This is a genomic window from Streptomyces sp. NPDC044064, assembly GCF_056434245.1.
Genome location: NZ_JBWKFN010000031.1, coordinates 79,705 through 97,608 on the forward strand (window position 1 = coordinate 79,705; position 17,904 = coordinate 97,608).

The following is a 17,904-nucleotide window of genomic DNA, read 5'->3' on the forward strand; positions in this document are numbered from 1 at the left end:
CCGCGCGGCCGCCTGCTCGCCCGCTCCGCCCGCCTCCGCGACACCCCACCAGGACCCGGCTACAAGTGGGTCGCCCTGTCCAACACCACACTCGGCGTCCTGATCGCCACGATGGACGCCTCCATCGTGATCATCTCGCTGCCCGCGATCTTCCGCGGGATCGGCCTGGACCCGCTCGCCGCGGGCAACATCGGCTATCTGCTGTGGATGATCCTCGGCTATCTGCTGGTCTCGGCCGTACTGGTCGTCGTCCTCGGCCGGCTCGGGGACATGTTCGGCCGGGTCCGCATCTACAACCTCGGCTTCCTGGTCTTCGCCGGTGCCTCCGTCGCGCTGTCCCTCGACCCGTTCCGGGCCGGCGCGGGCGCCCTGTGGCTGATCCTGTGGCGCATCGTGCAGGCCTTCGGCGGCTCCATGCTCACCGCCAACTCCGCCGCCATCCTCACCGACGCCTTCCCGGCCCGGCAGCGCGGCATGGCCCTCGGCATCAACCAGATCACCGCGCTCGCCGGGCAGTTCCTCGGCCTGCTCGCCGGCGGCCTGCTGGCCGCGGTCGACTGGCGTGCCGTCTTCTGGGTCAGCGTCCCGGTCAGTGTGACCGGCACGATCTGGTCGTACCTCAGCCTGCGCGAGACCGCGGCCGGCGGACGCGGCCGGATCGACTGGCTCGGCAACATCACGTTCGCCACGGGCGCCGGTATCCTCCTCGCCGGCATCACCTACGGCATCCAGCCCTACGGCGGCCATGCCACCGGATGGACCAACCCCTGGGTGCTCGCGGGCCTGATCGGCGGCGTCCTCCTGCTGCTCGTGTTCTGCGTGGCCGAGACCCGGGTCGCCGAGCCGATGTTCCGGCTGTCCCTGTTCCGGGTGCGGGCCTTCGCCGCCGGCAACCTGGCCGCCCTGCTGACCGCGATCGCCCGCGGCGGGCTGCAGTTCATGCTCATCATCTGGCTGCAGGGCATCTGGCTGCCGCTGCACGGCTACGACTTCGAGGACACCCCGCTGTGGGCCGGCATCTTCATGCTGCCGCTGACCCTGGGCTTCCTGATCGCCGGCCCCGTCTCCGGCTACCTCTCGGACCGGTTCGGCGCCCGCCTGTTCTCCACGGCCGGCCTGATCGTGGTCGCCGGTTCCTTCCTGGGCCTGCTGGCGCTCCCCGTGAACTTCGCGTACGGCCCGTTCGCCGCGCTGCTGTTCCTCAACGGCTTCGGCCAGGGCATGTTCTCCGCGCCCAACACCTCGTCCGTGATGGGCAGCGTCCCCGCCCGCCACCGGGGCGTGGCCTCCGGAATGCGGTCCACCTTCCAGAACTCGGGCACCGCCCTGTCCATCGGTGTCTTCTTCTCGCTGATGGTCTCCGGGCTGGCCTCCTCGCTGCCGTCGACGCTCAGCAGCGGACTCCAGGCACACGGTGTGCCCGCCGGCACCGCCCACGAGGTGGCCTCACTGCCCCCGGTCAGCACCCTCTTCGCGACCTTCCTGGGCAACAACCCCATCGGCCACCTGCTCGGTTCCGGCGACACGCTGGACCACCTGACGGCAGCCCAGCGCGCCACCCTGACCGGTCACACGTTCTTCCCGCAGCTGGTCTCCGGCCCCTTCCACCACGGCCTGAGCATCGTCTTCGGTGTCGCCGCCGGCATGGCCCTGGTCTCGGCCCTCGCCTCCGCCCTGCGCGGGGGGCACGAGCCCGTCGGCGACGACACACCGAAGGGCTCCTATCCGGCGTACGCCCGCAAGGGGTAGTGGTCCGAGAGGTTCGTGTACGTGTACGACGTCCCCCAGCTGGACACCGTCCAGGGCGCCGACTGCTCCCTGACGACCTCGTTGCGCCACCCCGCCGGGCGGGCGTGACCGGCGCGGGCGAGGACGTAGTCGAGGTCCTCGCGCGGGTCGTCCGGGTAGCGGTCGTGGGCGATGGAGTTCTCCTGCGTGTCGAAGGAGTACGGGTGTCCGGTGCGCGCGTCGGCGCCGACGACACCGGCGTCGGAGAGCATCGACGCGTACTCGCCGCTGCGCGAGTCGACGTTGAGGTCGCCCGCGAGCAGCACCTCCTCGCCGGCGGGGATGTTCTTGGCGTCCAGGAACGCGTCGATGGCCTTGAACTGCCGGCTGCGCATCGCCGCCGCCTCGCCCGCACCGCACCCGGGGTCCGTGGACTGCGCGTGCGTGCCGACCACGTGCACCCTGGTGCCGTTCACGTCCAGGACGACGTACGCGAAGCCCTTGTTGGACCACCAGTCCGCGCCGCACGCGTCCTTGTAGACGTACTGCTCCTTGTGCACGATCGGCCACTTGCTCAGCACGGTGACCCCGCCGTCCTCGGGCGTGGTGGACGAGTACGCGCCTCCGGTCGCGTCCCAGCCGTCCTTGCTGCGGCCCACCACCGGTGTCTGGTACGGGTATTCGGCCGCGGCCGCGCTCTTCAGCGCGTTCGACGCGGAGTTGTCGAAGGCCTCCTGGAGGACGACCACGTCGTTGCCGTGGAAGAAGGCCGTCTTCGGGATCTCCGCGGCCCGGTGGTCCTGGCCCCAGTTCGGGTACAGGTTCTTGCTCATGAGCAAGACGTTGTACGTCAGGACCTTCAGCGCCGGTGCCTGCCCGGCTGCCGACGCCGGTGCGGCACCGGCGAGCGCCGCCGCGGGCAGGGCGAGGGCGAGCACGGCCGCGCCGAGGGCACGGCGGGGTGCGAAGAGCGTCACTGGATCTCCCTGTGGGTGAAGGGGGTTGAGTGGCGCCGCACATCAAATCACCTGGGATTACCCATAGGTAACACCCATGCGGGCAGCAGATGGCACACAGTGGAGGAGGTGGAGAGTCCGGTTGGGCGGCGACCGCGCCCTCGTCGCGTCAGGGGTGCCCCACCGCGTCCTCGAGCGGTGCCGCGTCCCCGGTCCCTGCGGTGGCCGGTGCCGTACGGCGGCCCCGTCGGCCGGTGAGCCGCAGCGCGAGCGGCTCGGTGTAGCGGGCGGTCAGCGGGCCGAGGACCACCAGGATGAGGACGTACGCCGTGGCCAGCGGACCGAGGTCGGAGTCGATGCCCGAGGTGACGGCGAGGCCGGCGATGACGATGGAGAACTCGCCGCGGGCCACGAGGGTGCCGCCGGCCCGCCACCGGCCCTTGGCGGAGATCCCCGCCCGGCGCGCCGCCCAGTAGCCCGTCGCGATCTTGGTCAGCGAGGTGACGAGGGCCAGGGCGAGCGCGGGCAGCAGCACGGGCGGGATGCTGCCCGGGTCGGTGTGCAGGCCGAAGAAGACGAAGAACACCGCCGCGAACAGGTCCCGCAGGGGCGCGAGCAGGTTGTGCGCGCCCTCGGCGACCTCCCCGGACAGCGCGATGCCGACCAGGAACGCGCCCACCGCCGCCGAGACCTGCAGCTGCTGGGCGACACCGGCCACCAGCAGGGTCAGCCCGAGCACGACCAGCAGCAGCTTCTCGGGGTCGTCGCTCGAGACGAACCGGGAGATGTGCCGCCCTGCCCTATTTTTGAAGGTTTCTTGGCGAAACCATTACCGAAAGCCTAACCTGGCGGCGAAACTGCCGTCCGGGGGGTTCCGGGTGGACGGGGGGTGAGCGGGTTATGAGGCGGAGCGGAGGCCGTTCTCGCCGTGACCCTGGTCGGGCTGGCAGCTGAGGCACAGTTCGTGATCCCCGTCGCGGGTGACGACGGTTCCCCATCCGAGGCACTGCGTGCAGTCACGGGCGAGACGCAGGTCGGGGTGCGGGGACGGGAAGGGGCTGCGGTGGGCTCCGTACGCCATGCGGGAAGCGGCTCCTTGGGATCGCGGGGACGCGGGCCGGATTGCTTCCAGTATGTCCTATTTTTCTCTTATGTCAGTTACGGGTGTCACTGCGTGCCACTCTTCAGCCCAGATTTCCCAGCCGCGCGTCCCGCCACAGGTCCACACCGCCGTCGATGGCGTACTTGTCGATCTCGGCCAGTTCTTCGGCGCTGAAGTCGAGGTTCTCCAGTGCGGCCACGTTCTGCTCCAGCTGCTCGACGCGGGAGGCGCCGATGACCAGCGAGGTGACCCGCTCGTCGCGCAGCGCCCAGGCCAGCGCCATCTGGGCCAGGGTCTGTCCGCGCCTGGCGGCGATGTCGTTGAGGGAGCGCAGCCGCTGCCGCATGTCCTCGGTCAGCCATGCCTGGTCGAACGACGTGCCGGCCGCGGCCCGCGAACCCTCGGGCACGCCGTCGAGGTAGCGGCCGGTCAGCAGGCCCTGGGCGAGCGCCGTGAACCCGATGACGCCGAAGCCCTCCTCCTCGGCCGCGTCCAGCAGGCCGTCGGTCTCGATCCAGCGGTTGACCATGCTGTACGACGGCTGGTGGATCAGCAGCGGGGTGCCGAGCTCGCGCAGGATCGCGACCGCCTGGCGGCTGCGCTCGGAGTCGTAGGAGGAGATGCCGACGTACAGCGCCTTGCCCTGGCGGACGGCCGTGTCGAGCGCGCCCATCGTCTCCTCCAGCGGCGTGCTCGTGTCCAGCCGGTGGGAGTAGAAGATGTCCACGTAGTCCAGGCCCGTGCGGCGCAGGGACTGGTCCAGTGAGGCCAGCACGTACTTGCGGGAGCCGCCGCCCTGCCCGTAGGGGCCGGGCCACATGTCCCAGCCGGCCTTGGTGGAGACCACCAGCTCGTCCCGGTACGGCGCGAGGTCCTGCTTCAGCAGCCGGCCGAAGTTGATCTCGGCCGCTCCGTACGGCGGACCGTAGTTGTTGGCCAGGTCGTGGTGGGTGATCCCGAGGTCGAAGGCGCGCAGGGCGATCTCGCGCTGCGTCTCGAAGGGGCGGTCGTCGCCGAAGTTGTGCCAGTAGCCCAGGGACAGGAGCGGGAGGTCCAGTCCCGAGCGGCCGGTGCGGCGGTAGCGCATGGTGCCGTTGTAGCGATCGGGGTCCGCGACGTGGTTCATCGGGTCGTCTCCGGGTGGTGCCGTAGGGGGTGCCCTTCGTGTGCGAAGGGGCTCGTCCACCCTGCGCCTTCATGATTCGTAAGTCCAACCGATGCTTCGCATGGCATTGAGCGGTCCGGTTTCTGAATCCGGCGCGGAACGGCCGTGCTGTTCGATCCTACGAACTTCTCCCGAGACGGGTTACCGGCCACCCCGGTGTTTGATAGGAAACTTTCCTACCAGTGCCGGTACGGACCAACTTCCCACCCCCCACCCCTACTTGGAGTCCTAGTGGAGCACACAGAGCGCGAATCGGCAGTCTCCGCCCGTCTCTCCCGCCGGACCGTCGTCGCCGTCCTCGGCGCCGTCGCCTCCGGCGCCCTGCTCGGCGTCGAGCGCGTCGCGGCGGCACCGGCTGCCGCGCCCGGCCTCGACGACCCGGCGAAGAAGGAGACGGCCATGCAGCTGGTCTCCAGTGCGGAGAACTCCTCGCTCGACTGGAAGGCCCAGTACAAGTACATCGAGGACATCGGCGACGGCCGCGGCTACACCGCCGGCATCATCGGCTTCTGCTCCGGCACCGGCGACATGCTCGACCTTGTCCAGCTCTACACCGACCGCAAGCCCGGCAACGTCCTGGCCAAGTACCTGCCGGCCCTGCGCCGGGTCAACGGCAGCGACTCGCACAGCGGCCTGGACCCCGACTACCCCAGGGACTGGCGCAAGGCCGCCCAGGACTCCGCGTTCCAGCAGGCGCAGAACGACGAACGCGACCGTGTCTACTTCAACCCCGCGGTCGCCCAGGGCAAGGCGGACGGGCTGCGCGCCCTCGGCCAGTTCACCTACTACGACGCCATCGTCATGCACGGCGACGGTGACGACCCCACCAGCTTCCGAAACATCCGCAAGCGTGCCCTGCGCAGCGCCAAGCCGCCGGCGCAGGGCGGAAACGAGACGACGTACCTCAACGCCTTCCTCGACGCCCGGGTGTGGGCCATGAAGCAGGAGGAGGCGCACAGCGACACCAGCAGGGTCGACACCGAACAGCGGGTCTTCCTGCGCAAGGGCAACCTCGACCTGAACACCCCACTGGACTGGAAGGTCTACGGGGACAGCTACCACATCGGCTGACTCGGGACAGGCGCGGCAGCCCCACGGCACCGGCCACCGGAAGCGTCGCTTCCAGTGCCGTGGCCTGCCGCGCCGCGAGGCGCCGGATCACGGCCGTGGCCACGGCGGCCCGGGCGCAACGGGCAAGCGGTCATGGGGCCCTGACGGTGGGTGCGGACGCGGGGGACACCTGCCTGTCGGAGACGACACGCGCGCGGATGCGGCCGAGTCGGAGGACCGGCGGAGCGGATCGTAGGGCAGACGGCCCCGCTCCGCTCCCCGCGTCGGGTGGCGCACTCGCCTGCCGGACCCCCGACGGGGAAGGATGGGGCCGGAGCGATCGATCACACCGACGCGGAGGAGCGGACTCATGCCGCACGAGCGAGCCGGCCGGCCGGCCGGTCCCGAGGACCTTGTCGACGTGGCCCGGCTGGTCACGGCGTACTACGCGCTGCACCCCGACCCGGCCGACCCGGCGCAACGGGTGGCGTTCGGCACCTCGGGGCACCGGGGTTCGTCCCTGGCGACCGCCTTCAACGAGGACCACATTGCCGCCACCAGCCAGGCCATCTGCGAGTACCGCGCCGCCCAGGGCGTGGACGGCCCCCTGTTCCTCGGCGCCGACACGCACGCCCTGTCCGAGCCCGCGAAGGTCACCGCCCTGGAGGTGTTCGCGGCGAACGGCGTGACCGTGCTCATCGACAGCGCGGACGGCTACACCCCCACGCCCGCGGTCTCGCACGCGATCCTCACCCACAACCGGGGCCGCAGTTCGGGCCTCGCCGACGGCGTGGTCGTCACCCCCTCGCACAACCCGCCCGCCGACGGCGGCTTCAAGTACAACCCGCCCAGCGGCGGCCCGGCGGCCTCCGAGGCGACCTCCTGGATCCAGGACCGCGCCAACCAGATCATCACCGGCGGCCTGAAGGACGTACAGCGGCTGCCCTGCACCCGTGCGCTCGCGGCCGGCACGACCCGGAGGTACGACTTCCTGGGGGCCTACGTCGGCGACCTGCCGAACGTCCTGGACCTCGACGCGGTCCGCGCGGCCGGCGTGCGCATCGGCGCCGACCCCCTCGGCGGAGCGTCCGTCGCCTACTGGGGCCGGATCGCCGAGGAGCACGGCCTCGACCTGACCGTGGTCAACCCGAACACCGACCCCACCTGGCGGTTCATGACGCTGGACTGGGACGGCCAGATCCGCATGGACTGCTCCTCGCCCTACGCGATGGCCTCCCTCATCGAGCAGCGCGACCGCTTCCGCATCGCCACCGGCAACGACGCCGACGCCGACCGGCACGGCATCGTCACCCCCGACGCGGGCCTGATGAACCCCAACCACTACCTCGCGGTCGCCATCTCCTACCTCTACCGGCACCGTGAGCAGTGGCCCGCCGCCGCGGGCGTCGGCAAGACGCTGGTCTCCTCCACGATGATCGACCGCGTCGCCGCCGACCTGAAGCGTCAACTGGTCGAGGTGCCGGTCGGGTTCAAGTGGTTCGTGGACGGACTGGCCGCCGGCACCATCGGGTTCGGCGGCGAGGAGTCGGCCGGCGCGTCCTTCCTGCGCCGCGACGGCTCGGTGTGGACCACCGACAAGGACGGCATCCTCCTCGCCCTGCTCGCCTCCGAGATCACGGCGGTCACGGACAGGACGCCGTCCGAGCACTACGCGGACCTGACCGCCCGCTTCGGCGAACCCGCCTACGCCCGCATCGACGCCCCGGCCACCCGCGAGCAGAAGGCGCTGCTGGCGAAGCTGTCCCCGGCCCAGGTCACCGCCGACACCCTCGCCGGGGAGGCGGTCACCGGCGTCCTGACCGAGGCACCGGGCAACGGCGCCGCCATCGGCGGGATCAAGGTCACCACCGCCAACGCCTGGTTCGCGGCCCGCCCTTCGGGCACCGAGGACGTCTACAAGGTCTACGCCGAGTCGTTCCTCGGCCCCGACCACCTCGCCCGGGTGCAGGAGGAGGCCAAGGGCGTGGTGCTGGCCGCGCTCGGCGGCTGAGCCCCAGGGCCGTACGACTGATACGACAGTTACGACGGCGTGCGCGCATCGGTCGCACCACCGCGCGCACGCCGTCACCGCGTGTGCTCAGCCGCGTCCGCGACCCCGCTCCAGCCGGTCCAGCACGGCCTGTGCCATGGCGGCCTCGCCCTTGGCGTTCGGGTGTGCGGGGGCCGCGGGCGAGGCCGGCTGCAGCGGCTCGATCCAGCGGTCCGCGGGCGCCTTGCACATGTCGTGGCCGACCGTGGGGCCGTAGGTGTCGACGTATTCGGCCCGGTTCCACGCGGCGACCAGGCGCAGCATCAGGTTCAGCCGCTTCTCGGTGTCCCGCAGATAGGGGAAGTCGCGCTGCCCGAACGGCACCGAGGGGAAGCAGCCGCTGCCGTCGTCCGGCAGCAGGTCCGGATAGCCGACGAGGACCACCCGCGCGTGCGGGGCCCGGGCGTGCACGGCCCGCAGCACCCGGTCGATCTTCGGCGCGGTTTCCAGAACGGTCAGCGCCAACCGGTCGTAGCCCCCGGCCTTGTACGAGCGCTCGCAGGGGTTGCCCGTCGGGTCCTGGGCGCCGAGGCGGGCACAGGTGCCGATGATCGAGCCGAAACCGACGTCGTTGCCGCCGATCTGCACCGTCACCAGGTCGGTGTCCCGTCCCAGCGCGTCGAGCTGCGGGGCATTGGTGCCCTGCGGCTTCCACATCTCGTTCGTCGTGGCCCCGGAGCAGCTCACGTCCTTGAACACGGTCGCCTCGCGCTGCGCCGCCACGAGCGAGGGGTAGTTGTGGTCGGAGCGGGCGCAGTTGGCGTCCGTCTGGCGCGGTATGAGCGGGCCCGAGGTGTAGGAGTCCCCGAGGGAGACATAGGTGAGCTCGTGGCCGTGTGCCGCCGCGGGCACCGTCGACGCGGCGACGAGGGCGCAGCCCCCCAGCGCCGCCCCCAGCACGGCGGTTCGCCGCCGGCCTCTCGCCCCGCCCGTCGCATGCGTGTCGTTCGCCATGGATTCCTCCCCCTGAGGCCGTGACATCGCACGGCCCCGCCCTGAAACAGCGGTCCGCGCGTTCAACTGGGTCTGTATACCGTCCGGTACGTCTCACGGACCAGAAGCGGGAAGCAACATTCGCGCCGGGAAGCGGGGTGGGTGCGGCGCAGGCACGGCGGCCGTAAAGCGGTGTTCGGCAAAGAATCGCCCCAGCGCACAAGCGGTGGCCCGCATTCCGCACGCTCGGGGAGGACTTGACACCCGCTCTCGGCCGGGAGTGCACGGGGCCCTTCCGGCGGGGCAGACGTCGTACCGGCCGCCGGTGCCGATCCGGCGCCGGCTGCGCCGACCTTTCAGCACCGACAGCGCCGGCTGCACCTCCTGTTCCGGCACGGGCCCGGCCGACCTCGGCGGCAACTACGGCACCACCATCCCGCCCGGCCGGAGCCGCACCGTCACGCTGATCCTGCAGGTCGCCGCCGACTCCGGATGCAACGGCGGCATCGGCTTCCGCTCGTACTGCTACGCCGAGTTCAGCGACAGCAGCAACACCGGCTCCGGACCCGTCTGCACGCCCGAGATGCGCGTGCTCCGCGTCTGACGGACCAACCGGACGGAGGGTGCGAGTGACCTGAACCGGACCCTCGGGTCAGATCTCCATCCGGTCTGGACCACTGGCACTTCGCCCGGCGGGCTCAGTGGCCCGTCGATGCGTCGTCCGGGGGCCGGACCAGCGCACCGAGCCGTCGGCCGGCTGCCGTCCCCCGTGCCGCGCCGACGAAAAAAACGGGCTGCCCGGTTCCCCGGCCGGCCGTTGGACACCTGCGCTTTTCCGTCAGGTTTCGCGACTCGACCGCAGAAGCTACACAGAGACATCACCATGTGACGCAGCGGAAGCGTCGACGGCCGGCCTCTGAGGGGGACGCCGGCGTCACGCAAGGGGGTGCGTCCGCTCCACGGAGCCGTGCTCACCCCTGTCGGGGGAGGGGACGTCACCGCATGAAGCGGACCTTACGCACCACCGTGCCGACGGTGGACGCGCTCATAGCCGCGCTCGGACTTCCGGCCGGCGCGGCCCAGGCCGACAGCACGGCGCCGCGTATCGATCCGAGAATCCTGTTGGTCGGCGACGGGGGCCCGGTCACCGACGCCATCGCCGCCGAACTCGACGCGGCCGGAACGCCGTACACCCCGGTCGACCTCACCCGGTCCGGCCGGCCCGCCACCGACGCCGTCTTCCTCGCCGACACCGTCGACGGGCGGCCGCGCGCCAAGTATCAGGCCGTCGTCATGCCGAGCGACAACCCGTTCACGGCCGGCTCCGCCGAGATGGCCCCGCTCGCCTCCTGTGAGCAGACCTACGCCGTTCCCCAGGTCGACGCCTACACCTACGACGCCCTGTTCGCGGGCAACACCCCGCTGGTGAACCTGAGCATGAAGGACATCGGCACCGAACTGCAGCGCCGCACCGCCTGGAAGAGCGCGGCGGACGCCGGCCGGGTCACCGCCTACCGTGTCGGCGACGCCGTGAGCATGCGGGCCCCGAGCGGCCTCGCCGTCACCGCGACCCTGCCCACCGGCATCACCCTCGGCGGCAGCGCCTTCGGCAGCGCGTACGCGGACCGGTCGTCCGGCTGGACCGCCTCCTCCGGCAGCGCACTCACCCTCACCCTGCCGTCCACCACCGCGGCACCCGACGCGACCGCGTCCGCCCGGACTCCGGCCACCGCCCCCGCCCCGCGCACCTCGGTGCCCGCGGGCGTGACCGAGCAGGTCCCGCACACACCGGACAGCTGAACGGCGCACCGAAACGAGGTCCCGGCCGCCGTCCGACGGCCGGGACCCGCACGACCACCCCACTTCTCGGCCGTGGAGCACATCGATGCACGTTCACCACGGCGCGCGTGGCCCAGGCGCAACGCGCGTCACCCTGCTCACCGAAGGCACCTACCCGCACAGCCACGGCGGCGTCAGCGTCTGGTGCGACCAACTCGTCCAGGGCATGCCCGACCTCGACTTCGACGTCATCGCCGTCACCGGCACCGGACGCGAACCCGTCGTCTGGGACCTGCCCGGCCACGTCCGCGGCATGCGCTCCGTCCCCATGTGGGGCGCCCCGCCCGAGGGGAGCGCTCCCCGGGGCCGCGCCCGCAACCAACTCGCCGCCGCCTACGAGCGGTTCCTGACCGCACTGCTCGACCCGCACGCCGAGGACGGCTTCGCACCGGCCCTCTACACGATGGCGCGGGCCGCGGCGGACGGCACCCTCAGCCCGTTCCTGCGCGGCGACCGGGCGATCAGCATCCTCGCCGCGGTGTGGAACCGACCCGGACTCACCGTCCGAGAGGCCCGCCCCACCCTGCACGACGCGGTCACCGCCACCGCTCTGCTCGAACATGCCCTGCGCCCCCTGGCCGCCCCGGCACCCCGGCACGGGGTCGCCCACGCGGTCAGCGGCGGCGTCGCCGTCCTGCCGGGCCTGGCCGGCCTGGACCGGTACGGCGTCCCGCTGCTGCTCACCGAGCACGGCGTCTACCTGCGCGAACGCTACCTCGGCCACCGCACCGCGCCCTACCGCTGGCCGGTGAAGGCCGTCCTGCTCGGCTTCTTCCGGCTGCTCGCCGAGGAGAGCTACCGCCGGGCCGCCCTGATCACCCCGGGCAACCGTTACAACCGGCTGTGGGAGGAACAGGGCGGCGCCGCACCGGAGTCGATCCGCACGGTCTACAACGGCGTTGACCCCGCCGCCTTCCCGCCCGCCGGACCCGAGCCCGACTCACCCACGCTCAGCTGGGCGGGCCGCGTCGACCCGATCAAGGACCTGGAGACCCTGATACGGGCCTTCTCCCAGGTCAGGGAGCGAATACCCGAGGCGCGACTGCGCCTGTTCGGCGGCACCCCCCGGGGCGGAGAGGCCTACCGGGAGCGGTGCGAGGCGCTCGCTGCCGAGCTGGGCCACGCGGACGCCGTCACCTTCGAGGGCCGCGTCGACGACATCAAGGACGCCTACGCGGCCGGCAACGTCGTCATGCTCTCCAGCATCAGCGAGGGCTTCCCGTTCACCCTCATCGAGGCCATGTCCTGCGGCCGGGCGACCGTCTCCACCGACGTCGGCGGCGTACGCGAGGCCGTCGGCGACGCAGGGCTCGTCGTCCCGCCGCGCGACCCGGACGCCATGGCCGCGGCCGCCCTGGAACTGCTCGCCGACCCCGGACGGCGCGCGGCGATGGGGCAGGCGGCCCGGCTGCGGGTGGTCGAGCGGTTCACGCTGCGCCAGACCATCGACACCTTTCGCTCCATCTATCTCGAACTGCCCACGCCCGCAAATCTGTTGCTCACCCAGCCGGAGCTGCCCCAGGAAGCCCGGGCCGACGCCGGGAGCCTCGCCGGATGAGCGGCCCGATGGCCCTCGAACCGGGCGGAACGGAACAGGACACGCTGGCCCTGCAGCTCGCGGGGACACCCGCACGCGGCCGCCGCGCCGAGGAGCGCACCCTCGCCCTCCGACCGCCCGGACCGGGCCCGGACGCGGTGGCGGTCAGCCGGCTGGCGGCCGAACTCGCCGACCGGATCGGCCCGGCCGTCCACCCGTACGAGGTGGCCGCACTGCTGGAGGCCGAGGGCCTGTCCGCCGACCTGATCAAGGGACGGTACGGCCACCCCGACCTCTTCTCGCTCGCCGCGGCCCTCTACGAGCAGGTGCCCAGAGCCTTCCCCGAGCCGGCGCCGGCGGCCGACCCCTGGCGCCCCGATCACATCCGCTGTCTGTTGCGCGGCGTGCTCTTCGCCCTGCCCGGGCTCGCCTACCTGCTCACCGCCCCGCTGTGGCACCCCGGCCGGCACGCCACGGCGCTGTTCGTCGCGGGACTCGTCTCCTGGGCATGGGGTCAGGCGCTCGGCCACCGCGCCCACCTACGGATGACCGCCGGGCGCCGGGAGGCGGCCCGCACCCTCCTGACCGGCGCGCCCGTGGGCGCGGCCCTGGCCACGGCCGCCGCCCTGCCGTCCGTCGGCGGCGGCCCGGTGCTCCTGGCGGCCGCGGCCCAGTCGCTGTACCTGGCCGCGGCGGGCGTGCTGCTCGTCCTGGCCCGGGAGCGGCTGCTGCTCGCCGCGCTCACCCCGCTGATCGCCGGCGCCGCCGTACTGCCCTGGTGGGAACCGGGACCCCTGCCGCGGGCCGGACTCCCCGTACTGGCCCTGCTGGCGACGCTCGCCGTCACCGGCCACGTCCTGCACGGCGCCCACGCCGTCCCGGCCGCCCCGGACACCGGCCGGCCCCGCCTCGTCCGGTCCCTGCCCTACGGGCTGTTCGGCCTCGCCGCGGGGCTGCTGGTGCTGCTGGAGGGCAGGCAGGCGCCCAGTGCGGTGATCGTGCTGACCGTGAACATGGGACCGGCGGAATGGCTGCTGTACCGCTACCGGGGCCTGTCGGTCGCCGCGCTGCGCCGGACCGCCACCCCAGCCGGATTCCTGCTGCGCTCCGCCGCCGTCCTCGGCCTCTGCCTGTTCGCCCACCTCCTCCCGCTGCTGCCCGCCGCGCTGCTCACCGGCGCCGACCCGGCCGCCCTGCTCCTGCTCGCCGCCACCCTGTGGACCGCACTGCTCCTCCAGGCGTTCGGGGTCGCCTGGCCGCCGGCCGCCATCTGCCTCGCCGCGGCGGGCTGTGCCTGCGCGGCCGCGTTCCTGCGACTGCCACCGGGCCCGCTCGCCCTGCTGACGTGCTGCGGCGCCGCCGCGCTCTGCCTGGCGGTGTGCGCGCTGCACCGGCTCGGCCGGCCGGCCCGGCACGCCTGACGGGCTCCTGTCTACTCAACCGACCGGAAGGAAACATGAGTTGAGCTCCGTACCGCTCGCCGCCGTCACCGGGGCCGAGGGCTTCATCGGCTCCCATCTCACCGAGGCCCTGGTCGCCTCCGGGCGCCGGGTCAGGGCCATGGCCCAGTACAACTCCTTCTCCTCCTACGGCTGGCTGGAGACCCTGGCGCCGGACGTCCTCGACCACGTGGAGATCGTCCTCGGCGACGTCCGCGACCCCGGCTCGGTCCGCGGACTGCTCGAAGGCGCCGACGTCGCCTACCACCTGGCCGCGCTGATCGCGATCCCGTACTCGTACCAGGCGCCGCACAGCTACGTGGAGACCAACGTCACCGGCACCCTCAACGTGCTGGAGGCCGTCCGCGCCCTCGGCACCCCCCGGCTGGTGCACACCTCCACCAGCGAGACCTACGGCACCGCCCAGACCGTGCCGATCACCGAGGACCACCCCATCAACACCCAGTCCCCGTATGCCGCTTCGAAGGCCGGCGGCGACCGGCTGGCCGACAGCTACCACGCCAGCTTCGGCACGCCCGTGGTCACCCTGAGGCCGTTCAACACCTTCGGGCCGCGCCAGTCGATGCGCGCGGTCATCCCCACCGTCATCGCCCAGGTCGCGGCGGGGGAGCGCACCATCACCCTCGGCGACCTGCGCCCCACCCGCGACTTCAGCTACGTGAAGGACACCGCGCAGGCGTTCCTCGCCGTGGGCACCGCGCCCGCGGAGAACGTCGTCGGACGCACCTTCAACGCCGGTACCGGCAGCGAGATCTCGGTCGGCGACCTCGTCGCCCTCATCGGGAAGGTCATGGACACCGCCCTCGACGTCCGGGAGGACCCCGAGCGCATCCGGCCCGCGAACTCCGAGGTGATGCGGCTCGTCGCCGACGCGACCCGGCTCGCCGCGGCCACCGGCTGGCAGCCCTCCCACACCCTGGAACAGGGCCTCGCGCACACCGTGGAGTTCTTCCGCGACCCGGCCAACCTGGCCCGCTACAAGACCGGCATCTACAACATCTGACCCCGTCCGGCACGTCACCCACGTCATGTAGGAGGAGTCCCATGCACGCAGTGATCCTGGCGGGAGGCAAGGGCGTCCGGCTGCGCCCCTACACCACCGCGCTGCCCAAGCCGCTCGTCCCGATCGGAGACCAGCACGCCATCCTGGAGATCGTGCTGCGCCAGCTGTCGGCCGCCGGCTTCACCCGCTGCACCATCGCGATCGGCCACCTCGGCGAGATCATCCGCGCCTACGTCGGCGACGGCTCCCAGTGGGACATGGCCGTCGACTACGCCACCGAGGAGAGCCCCCTCGGCACCATGGGCCCGCTGCTCACCCTGGGCGACCGGCTGCCCGAGACCTTCCTGGTCATGAACGGCGACGTCCTCACCGACCTCGACTACGCCGACGTCCTGCACCGGCACGAGGACTGCGGCGCTCCGCTGACCATCGCGACGTACGCCCGCAAGGTGCACATCGACTTCGGCGTGCTGACCACGGACGCGAGCAGGGTCGTCGCCTTCACCGAGAAGCCCAGCATGGACTACCGCGTCTCCATGGGCGTCTACGGCCTCAGCCGCTCGACCCTCGCCGGCTACACGCCCGGCCTGCCGCTCGGCTTCGACGAACTCGTCCTCGACCTCCTGGCCACCCAGAACCCGCCGCACGCCTACGAGTTCGACGGGTACTGGCTGGACATCGGCCGCCCGGACGACTACGACCGCGCCAACGCCGAGTTCACGACCCGCAAATCGCTGCTGCTCAAGGGGGCCTGAGTTCCGTATGCGCATCCTCGTCCTCGGCGGCACCGGATACCTGGGCCGCCACGTGACCGATCGGCTGCGCGCCCTCACCGGCACGCAGGTCCTCGACGGCGGCCGCTCGTCCGCCGCGCAGTTCCGTGTCGACCTCGCAACGGACCGGCCGGAGCGGCTCGCGAAGACCCTGGCCGCGGTGGCGCCCGACGCCGTGGTCAACTGCGCGGGCGCGACCGGGGGCGACCCGGTGACCCTCGCCGAGGTGAACGCCCGTGGCCCCGCCGCGCTGTGCGCCGCGCTCCGCGAGGCGGCACCCACCGCCCGCCTGGTCCACCTGGGTTCGGCCGCCGAGTACGGACCCGGTGTCCCGGACACCCCGGTGACCGAGTCGGCACCCGCCTGCCCGGTCACCCCGTACGGCGTGACCAAGCTCGCGGGCACAGTCGCGGTGACCTCCGCCGTCCTGGACGGCGTGGTGCTGCGGGTCGGCAACCCGGTGGGCCCCGGCGCGCCCGTCGCGAGCCTGCCCGGCCGGACGGCCGCGCAACTGCGCGCCGCCGGCCGGAACCCCGAGGTGGTCCTGCGGCTCGGCGACCTGTCCGCCCACCGAGACTTCGTGGACGTACGCGACCTAGCCCGGGCGGTCGCCCTCGCGGTCACCGCTCCCGGCCCGCTCCCGCCAGTGCTCAACATCGGCGGCGGACGGGCCGTACCGGTACGGGAGTTGGTGCGGATCCTGGCCCGAAGGGCGGACTTCCGGGGGCGGCTGGAGGAGAGCGCCGAACGCACGGCCGGCTCGGCCCGCTCCGCCCGGGTGTCGTGGCAGTGCTCCGACATCACGGCCGCCGGCCGTGCCCTCGGCTGGCGGCCCGTCCACGACCTGGACGACGCCCTCGACGCCCTGTGGGCGGCCGCGGCCGAGAACGGGCGGACGTCATGAGCCTGTTGGTACCGCTGTACGTGCACCCGGCCGAGGACCCCGGCGCCTGGCACCGGCTGATCACCGCGGCCGCCCGCACCCACGCGGTCGTGCTGAACCCCGCGAACGGTCCGGGCGCCGCCCCTGATCCGGCCTTCGCGGCGGCCGCCCGGGCGCTCCGAGCGGCCGGTGCCCGGCTGCTCGGGTACGTCGACACCGACTACGGGGTCCGGGACCGTGCCGAGGCCGTCGAGGACGCGCGGCGGCACCAGGAGTGGTACGCGGTCGAGGGCTGCTTCCTCGACCGCGTCACCGCGACCGCGGAGGGCCTGCCGGCCTGCCGGCGCCTGGTCCGGGAGCTACGACGCCTCGGCTCGGGGACCGTCGTCCTCAATCCGGGGGTCCACCCGGCCTCCGGCTACATCCGGCTCGCCGACCTGACCGTCACCTTCGAGGGCCCCTGGTCCACGTACGTCTCGGCGTTCACCCGGCCCGTCTGGACGGCACGCCACCCGCCCGAACGGTTCTGTCATCTCGTCTACGGCGTACCCGAGGCCCTGGTCCCGCTCGCCGTCCGCACCGCGCACGAGCGCGGCGCGGCCGTCTGCGGGCCGGTCACCGGTGAACCGCCCAACCCCTGGTCCGAGTTGACTCCCGCGCTGACCGGGGCTCAGGAGTGACCAGCTCAGCCGGTGTGGAAAGCTTCGAGGGCCCGGAACAGCCCGACGGAGGAGAGTCACCGGCATGGCCGTCATCCACCACACCACCATCACGCCGACCAAGGTCGAACTCCTCACCACCTGGCTGCCCACCCGGCCCTGGTACCGCGGCGGTCCGGACGCCCCCGTGCTGACGAAGTCCGGCGGCTTCCGGCTGGACGACCCGGAGGGCGAGGTAGGCATCGAGTTCATGGTGGCCACCGACACCTCCACCCCCGAGCCGACCGCCTACCTGATCCCCCTCACCTATCGCGGCGCGCCGCTGGAGGGGGCCGAGGACGCGCTCGTCGGCACGATGGAGCACGGTGTGCTGGGCAAGCGCTGGGCCTACGACGGCTGCCACGACCCGGTGCTGGTCGCCGAACTGCTCTTGCTGATCGAGGGCAAGGCGCAGGCGATGGCCCAGAGCATCAGCGACACCCCCGACCGCGAGGTGACCCGCTCCTACGAGGGAGAGCCCTTCTCCCCGCAGGACTTCGCACCCCGGCCGACCGACGACGAGCAGGGCACCCGCCTCCCCGCACCGCACGGCACGACCCTCCACCTCCACCGCGTCCTGCGGCCCGTCCTCGAGAACCCGCCGCTGCCGGCGCAGGAAGCGCTCGGTCATGTCGCGAGCGGCTGGCCGGGACCGGACGGCACCCGGCTGCGAGCGGTGTTCATGAGCCTGCACACCCACTGATCCCACCGCCCTCCCCGGGGGAGA

The 17,904-nt window shown here is 72.4% G+C and carries 14 protein-coding genes and 3 pseudogenes; 12 read left to right on the forward strand and 5 right to left on the reverse strand.

Annotated elements, in window-relative coordinates:
• Positions 1-111 precede the first annotated feature (111 nt).
• The gene (locus AC07DS_RS37025) at positions 112-1,749 is read left to right on the forward strand and encodes an MFS transporter (protein WP_479152690.1); all 1,638 of its coding nucleotides are present in this window, start codon (positions 112-114) and stop codon (positions 1,747-1,749) included.
• On the opposite strand, the gene sph is transcribed toward AC07DS_RS37025, so the two are convergent.
• The 4 genes and pseudogenes from sph to mgrA form a co-directional block, all read right to left on the reverse strand.
• Positions 1,722-2,705 (reverse strand): sphingomyelin phosphodiesterase, encoded by a 984-nt coding sequence (sph, locus tag AC07DS_RS37030; protein ID WP_479152632.1) that lies wholly within the window; start codon positions 2,703-2,705, stop codon positions 1,722-1,724. The two genes, AC07DS_RS37025 and sph, sit on opposite strands and share 28 nt — an antisense overlap.
• A gap of 148 nt (positions 2,706-2,853) precedes the next feature.
• A pseudogene (locus AC07DS_RS37035) lies at positions 2,854-3,486 on the reverse strand (cation:proton antiporter); the annotation flags it as partial.
• A 96-nt stretch (positions 3,487-3,582) separates the two neighbouring features.
• Positions 3,583-3,765, reverse strand: coding sequence for a hypothetical protein (locus AC07DS_RS37040; protein ID WP_479152635.1), 183 nt, complete (start codon positions 3,763-3,765; stop codon positions 3,583-3,585).
• A 103-nt stretch (positions 3,766-3,868) separates the two neighbouring features.
• Positions 3,869-4,912 (reverse strand): L-glyceraldehyde 3-phosphate reductase, encoded by a 1,044-nt coding sequence (gene mgrA / locus AC07DS_RS37045; protein ID WP_479152638.1) that lies wholly within the window; start codon positions 4,910-4,912, stop codon positions 3,869-3,871.
• A 270-nt stretch (positions 4,913-5,182) separates the two neighbouring features.
• Here mgrA and AC07DS_RS37050 point away from each other — a divergent pair, with 270 nt between their 5' ends.
• Complete coding sequence (locus tag AC07DS_RS37050) at positions 5,183-6,022, forward strand: chitosanase (RefSeq protein WP_479152641.1); 840 nt, start codon at positions 5,183-5,185, stop codon at positions 6,020-6,022.
• Between the two features lie 349 nt (positions 6,023-6,371).
• On the forward strand, positions 6,372-8,012 hold the full coding sequence (gene pgm, locus AC07DS_RS37055; protein ID WP_479152643.1) for a phosphoglucomutase (alpha-D-glucose-1,6-bisphosphate-dependent): 1,641 nt from the start codon (positions 6,372-6,374) through the stop codon (positions 8,010-8,012).
• An 87-nt stretch (positions 8,013-8,099) separates the two neighbouring features.
• On the opposite strand, the gene AC07DS_RS37060 is transcribed toward pgm, so the two are convergent.
• On the reverse strand, positions 8,100-9,005 hold the full coding sequence (locus AC07DS_RS37060; protein ID WP_479152645.1) for an SGNH/GDSL hydrolase family protein: 906 nt from the start codon (positions 9,003-9,005) through the stop codon (positions 8,100-8,102).
• Positions 9,006-9,351: 346 nt separating this feature from the next.
• Between AC07DS_RS37060 and AC07DS_RS37065 the strand changes: the two are divergent.
• The 9 genes and pseudogenes from AC07DS_RS37065 to AC07DS_RS37105 all read left to right on the forward strand — a co-directional run.
• Positions 9,352-9,588, forward strand: a pseudogene (locus AC07DS_RS37065) (hypothetical protein); the annotation flags it as partial.
• A 398-nt stretch (positions 9,589-9,986) separates the two neighbouring features.
• Positions 9,987-10,397, forward strand: a pseudogene (locus tag AC07DS_RS37070) (hypothetical protein); the annotation flags it as partial.
• A gap of 472 nt (positions 10,398-10,869) precedes the next feature.
• Positions 10,870-12,381, forward strand: coding sequence for a GT4 family glycosyltransferase PelF (pelF, locus tag AC07DS_RS37075; protein ID WP_479152647.1), 1,512 nt, complete (start codon positions 10,870-10,872; stop codon positions 12,379-12,381).
• Complete coding sequence (locus AC07DS_RS37080; RefSeq protein ID WP_479152649.1) at positions 12,378-13,781, forward strand: hypothetical protein; 1,404 nt, start codon at positions 12,378-12,380, stop codon at positions 13,779-13,781. The genes pelF and AC07DS_RS37080 overlap by 4 nt, the downstream gene beginning before the upstream one ends.
• A 40-nt stretch (positions 13,782-13,821) precedes the next feature.
• The gene (locus tag AC07DS_RS37085) at positions 13,822-14,823 is read left to right on the forward strand and encodes a GDP-mannose 4,6-dehydratase (RefSeq protein WP_479152651.1); all 1,002 of its coding nucleotides are present in this window, start codon (positions 13,822-13,824) and stop codon (positions 14,821-14,823) included.
• 41 nt (positions 14,824-14,864) lie between these two features.
• Positions 14,865-15,578, forward strand: a complete 714-nt coding sequence (locus AC07DS_RS37090; RefSeq protein ID WP_479152653.1) for a nucleotidyltransferase family protein — start codon at positions 14,865-14,867, stop codon at positions 15,576-15,578.
• A gap of 7 nt (positions 15,579-15,585) precedes the next feature.
• On the forward strand, positions 15,586-16,500 hold the full coding sequence (locus AC07DS_RS37095; RefSeq protein ID WP_479152656.1) for an NAD-dependent epimerase/dehydratase family protein: 915 nt from the start codon (positions 15,586-15,588) through the stop codon (positions 16,498-16,500).
• Positions 16,497-17,159 (forward strand): spherulation-specific family 4 protein, encoded by a 663-nt coding sequence (locus AC07DS_RS37100; protein WP_479152658.1) that lies wholly within the window; start codon positions 16,497-16,499, stop codon positions 17,157-17,159. The genes AC07DS_RS37095 and AC07DS_RS37100 overlap by 4 nt, the downstream gene beginning before the upstream one ends.
• A 64-nt stretch (positions 17,160-17,223) precedes the next feature.
• Positions 17,224-17,880: a maltokinase N-terminal cap-like domain-containing protein gene (locus tag AC07DS_RS37105; RefSeq protein ID WP_479152660.1), complete on the forward strand. Its 657-nt coding sequence runs from the start codon at positions 17,224-17,226 to the stop codon at positions 17,878-17,880.
• Positions 17,881-17,904: the final 24 nt, after the last annotated feature.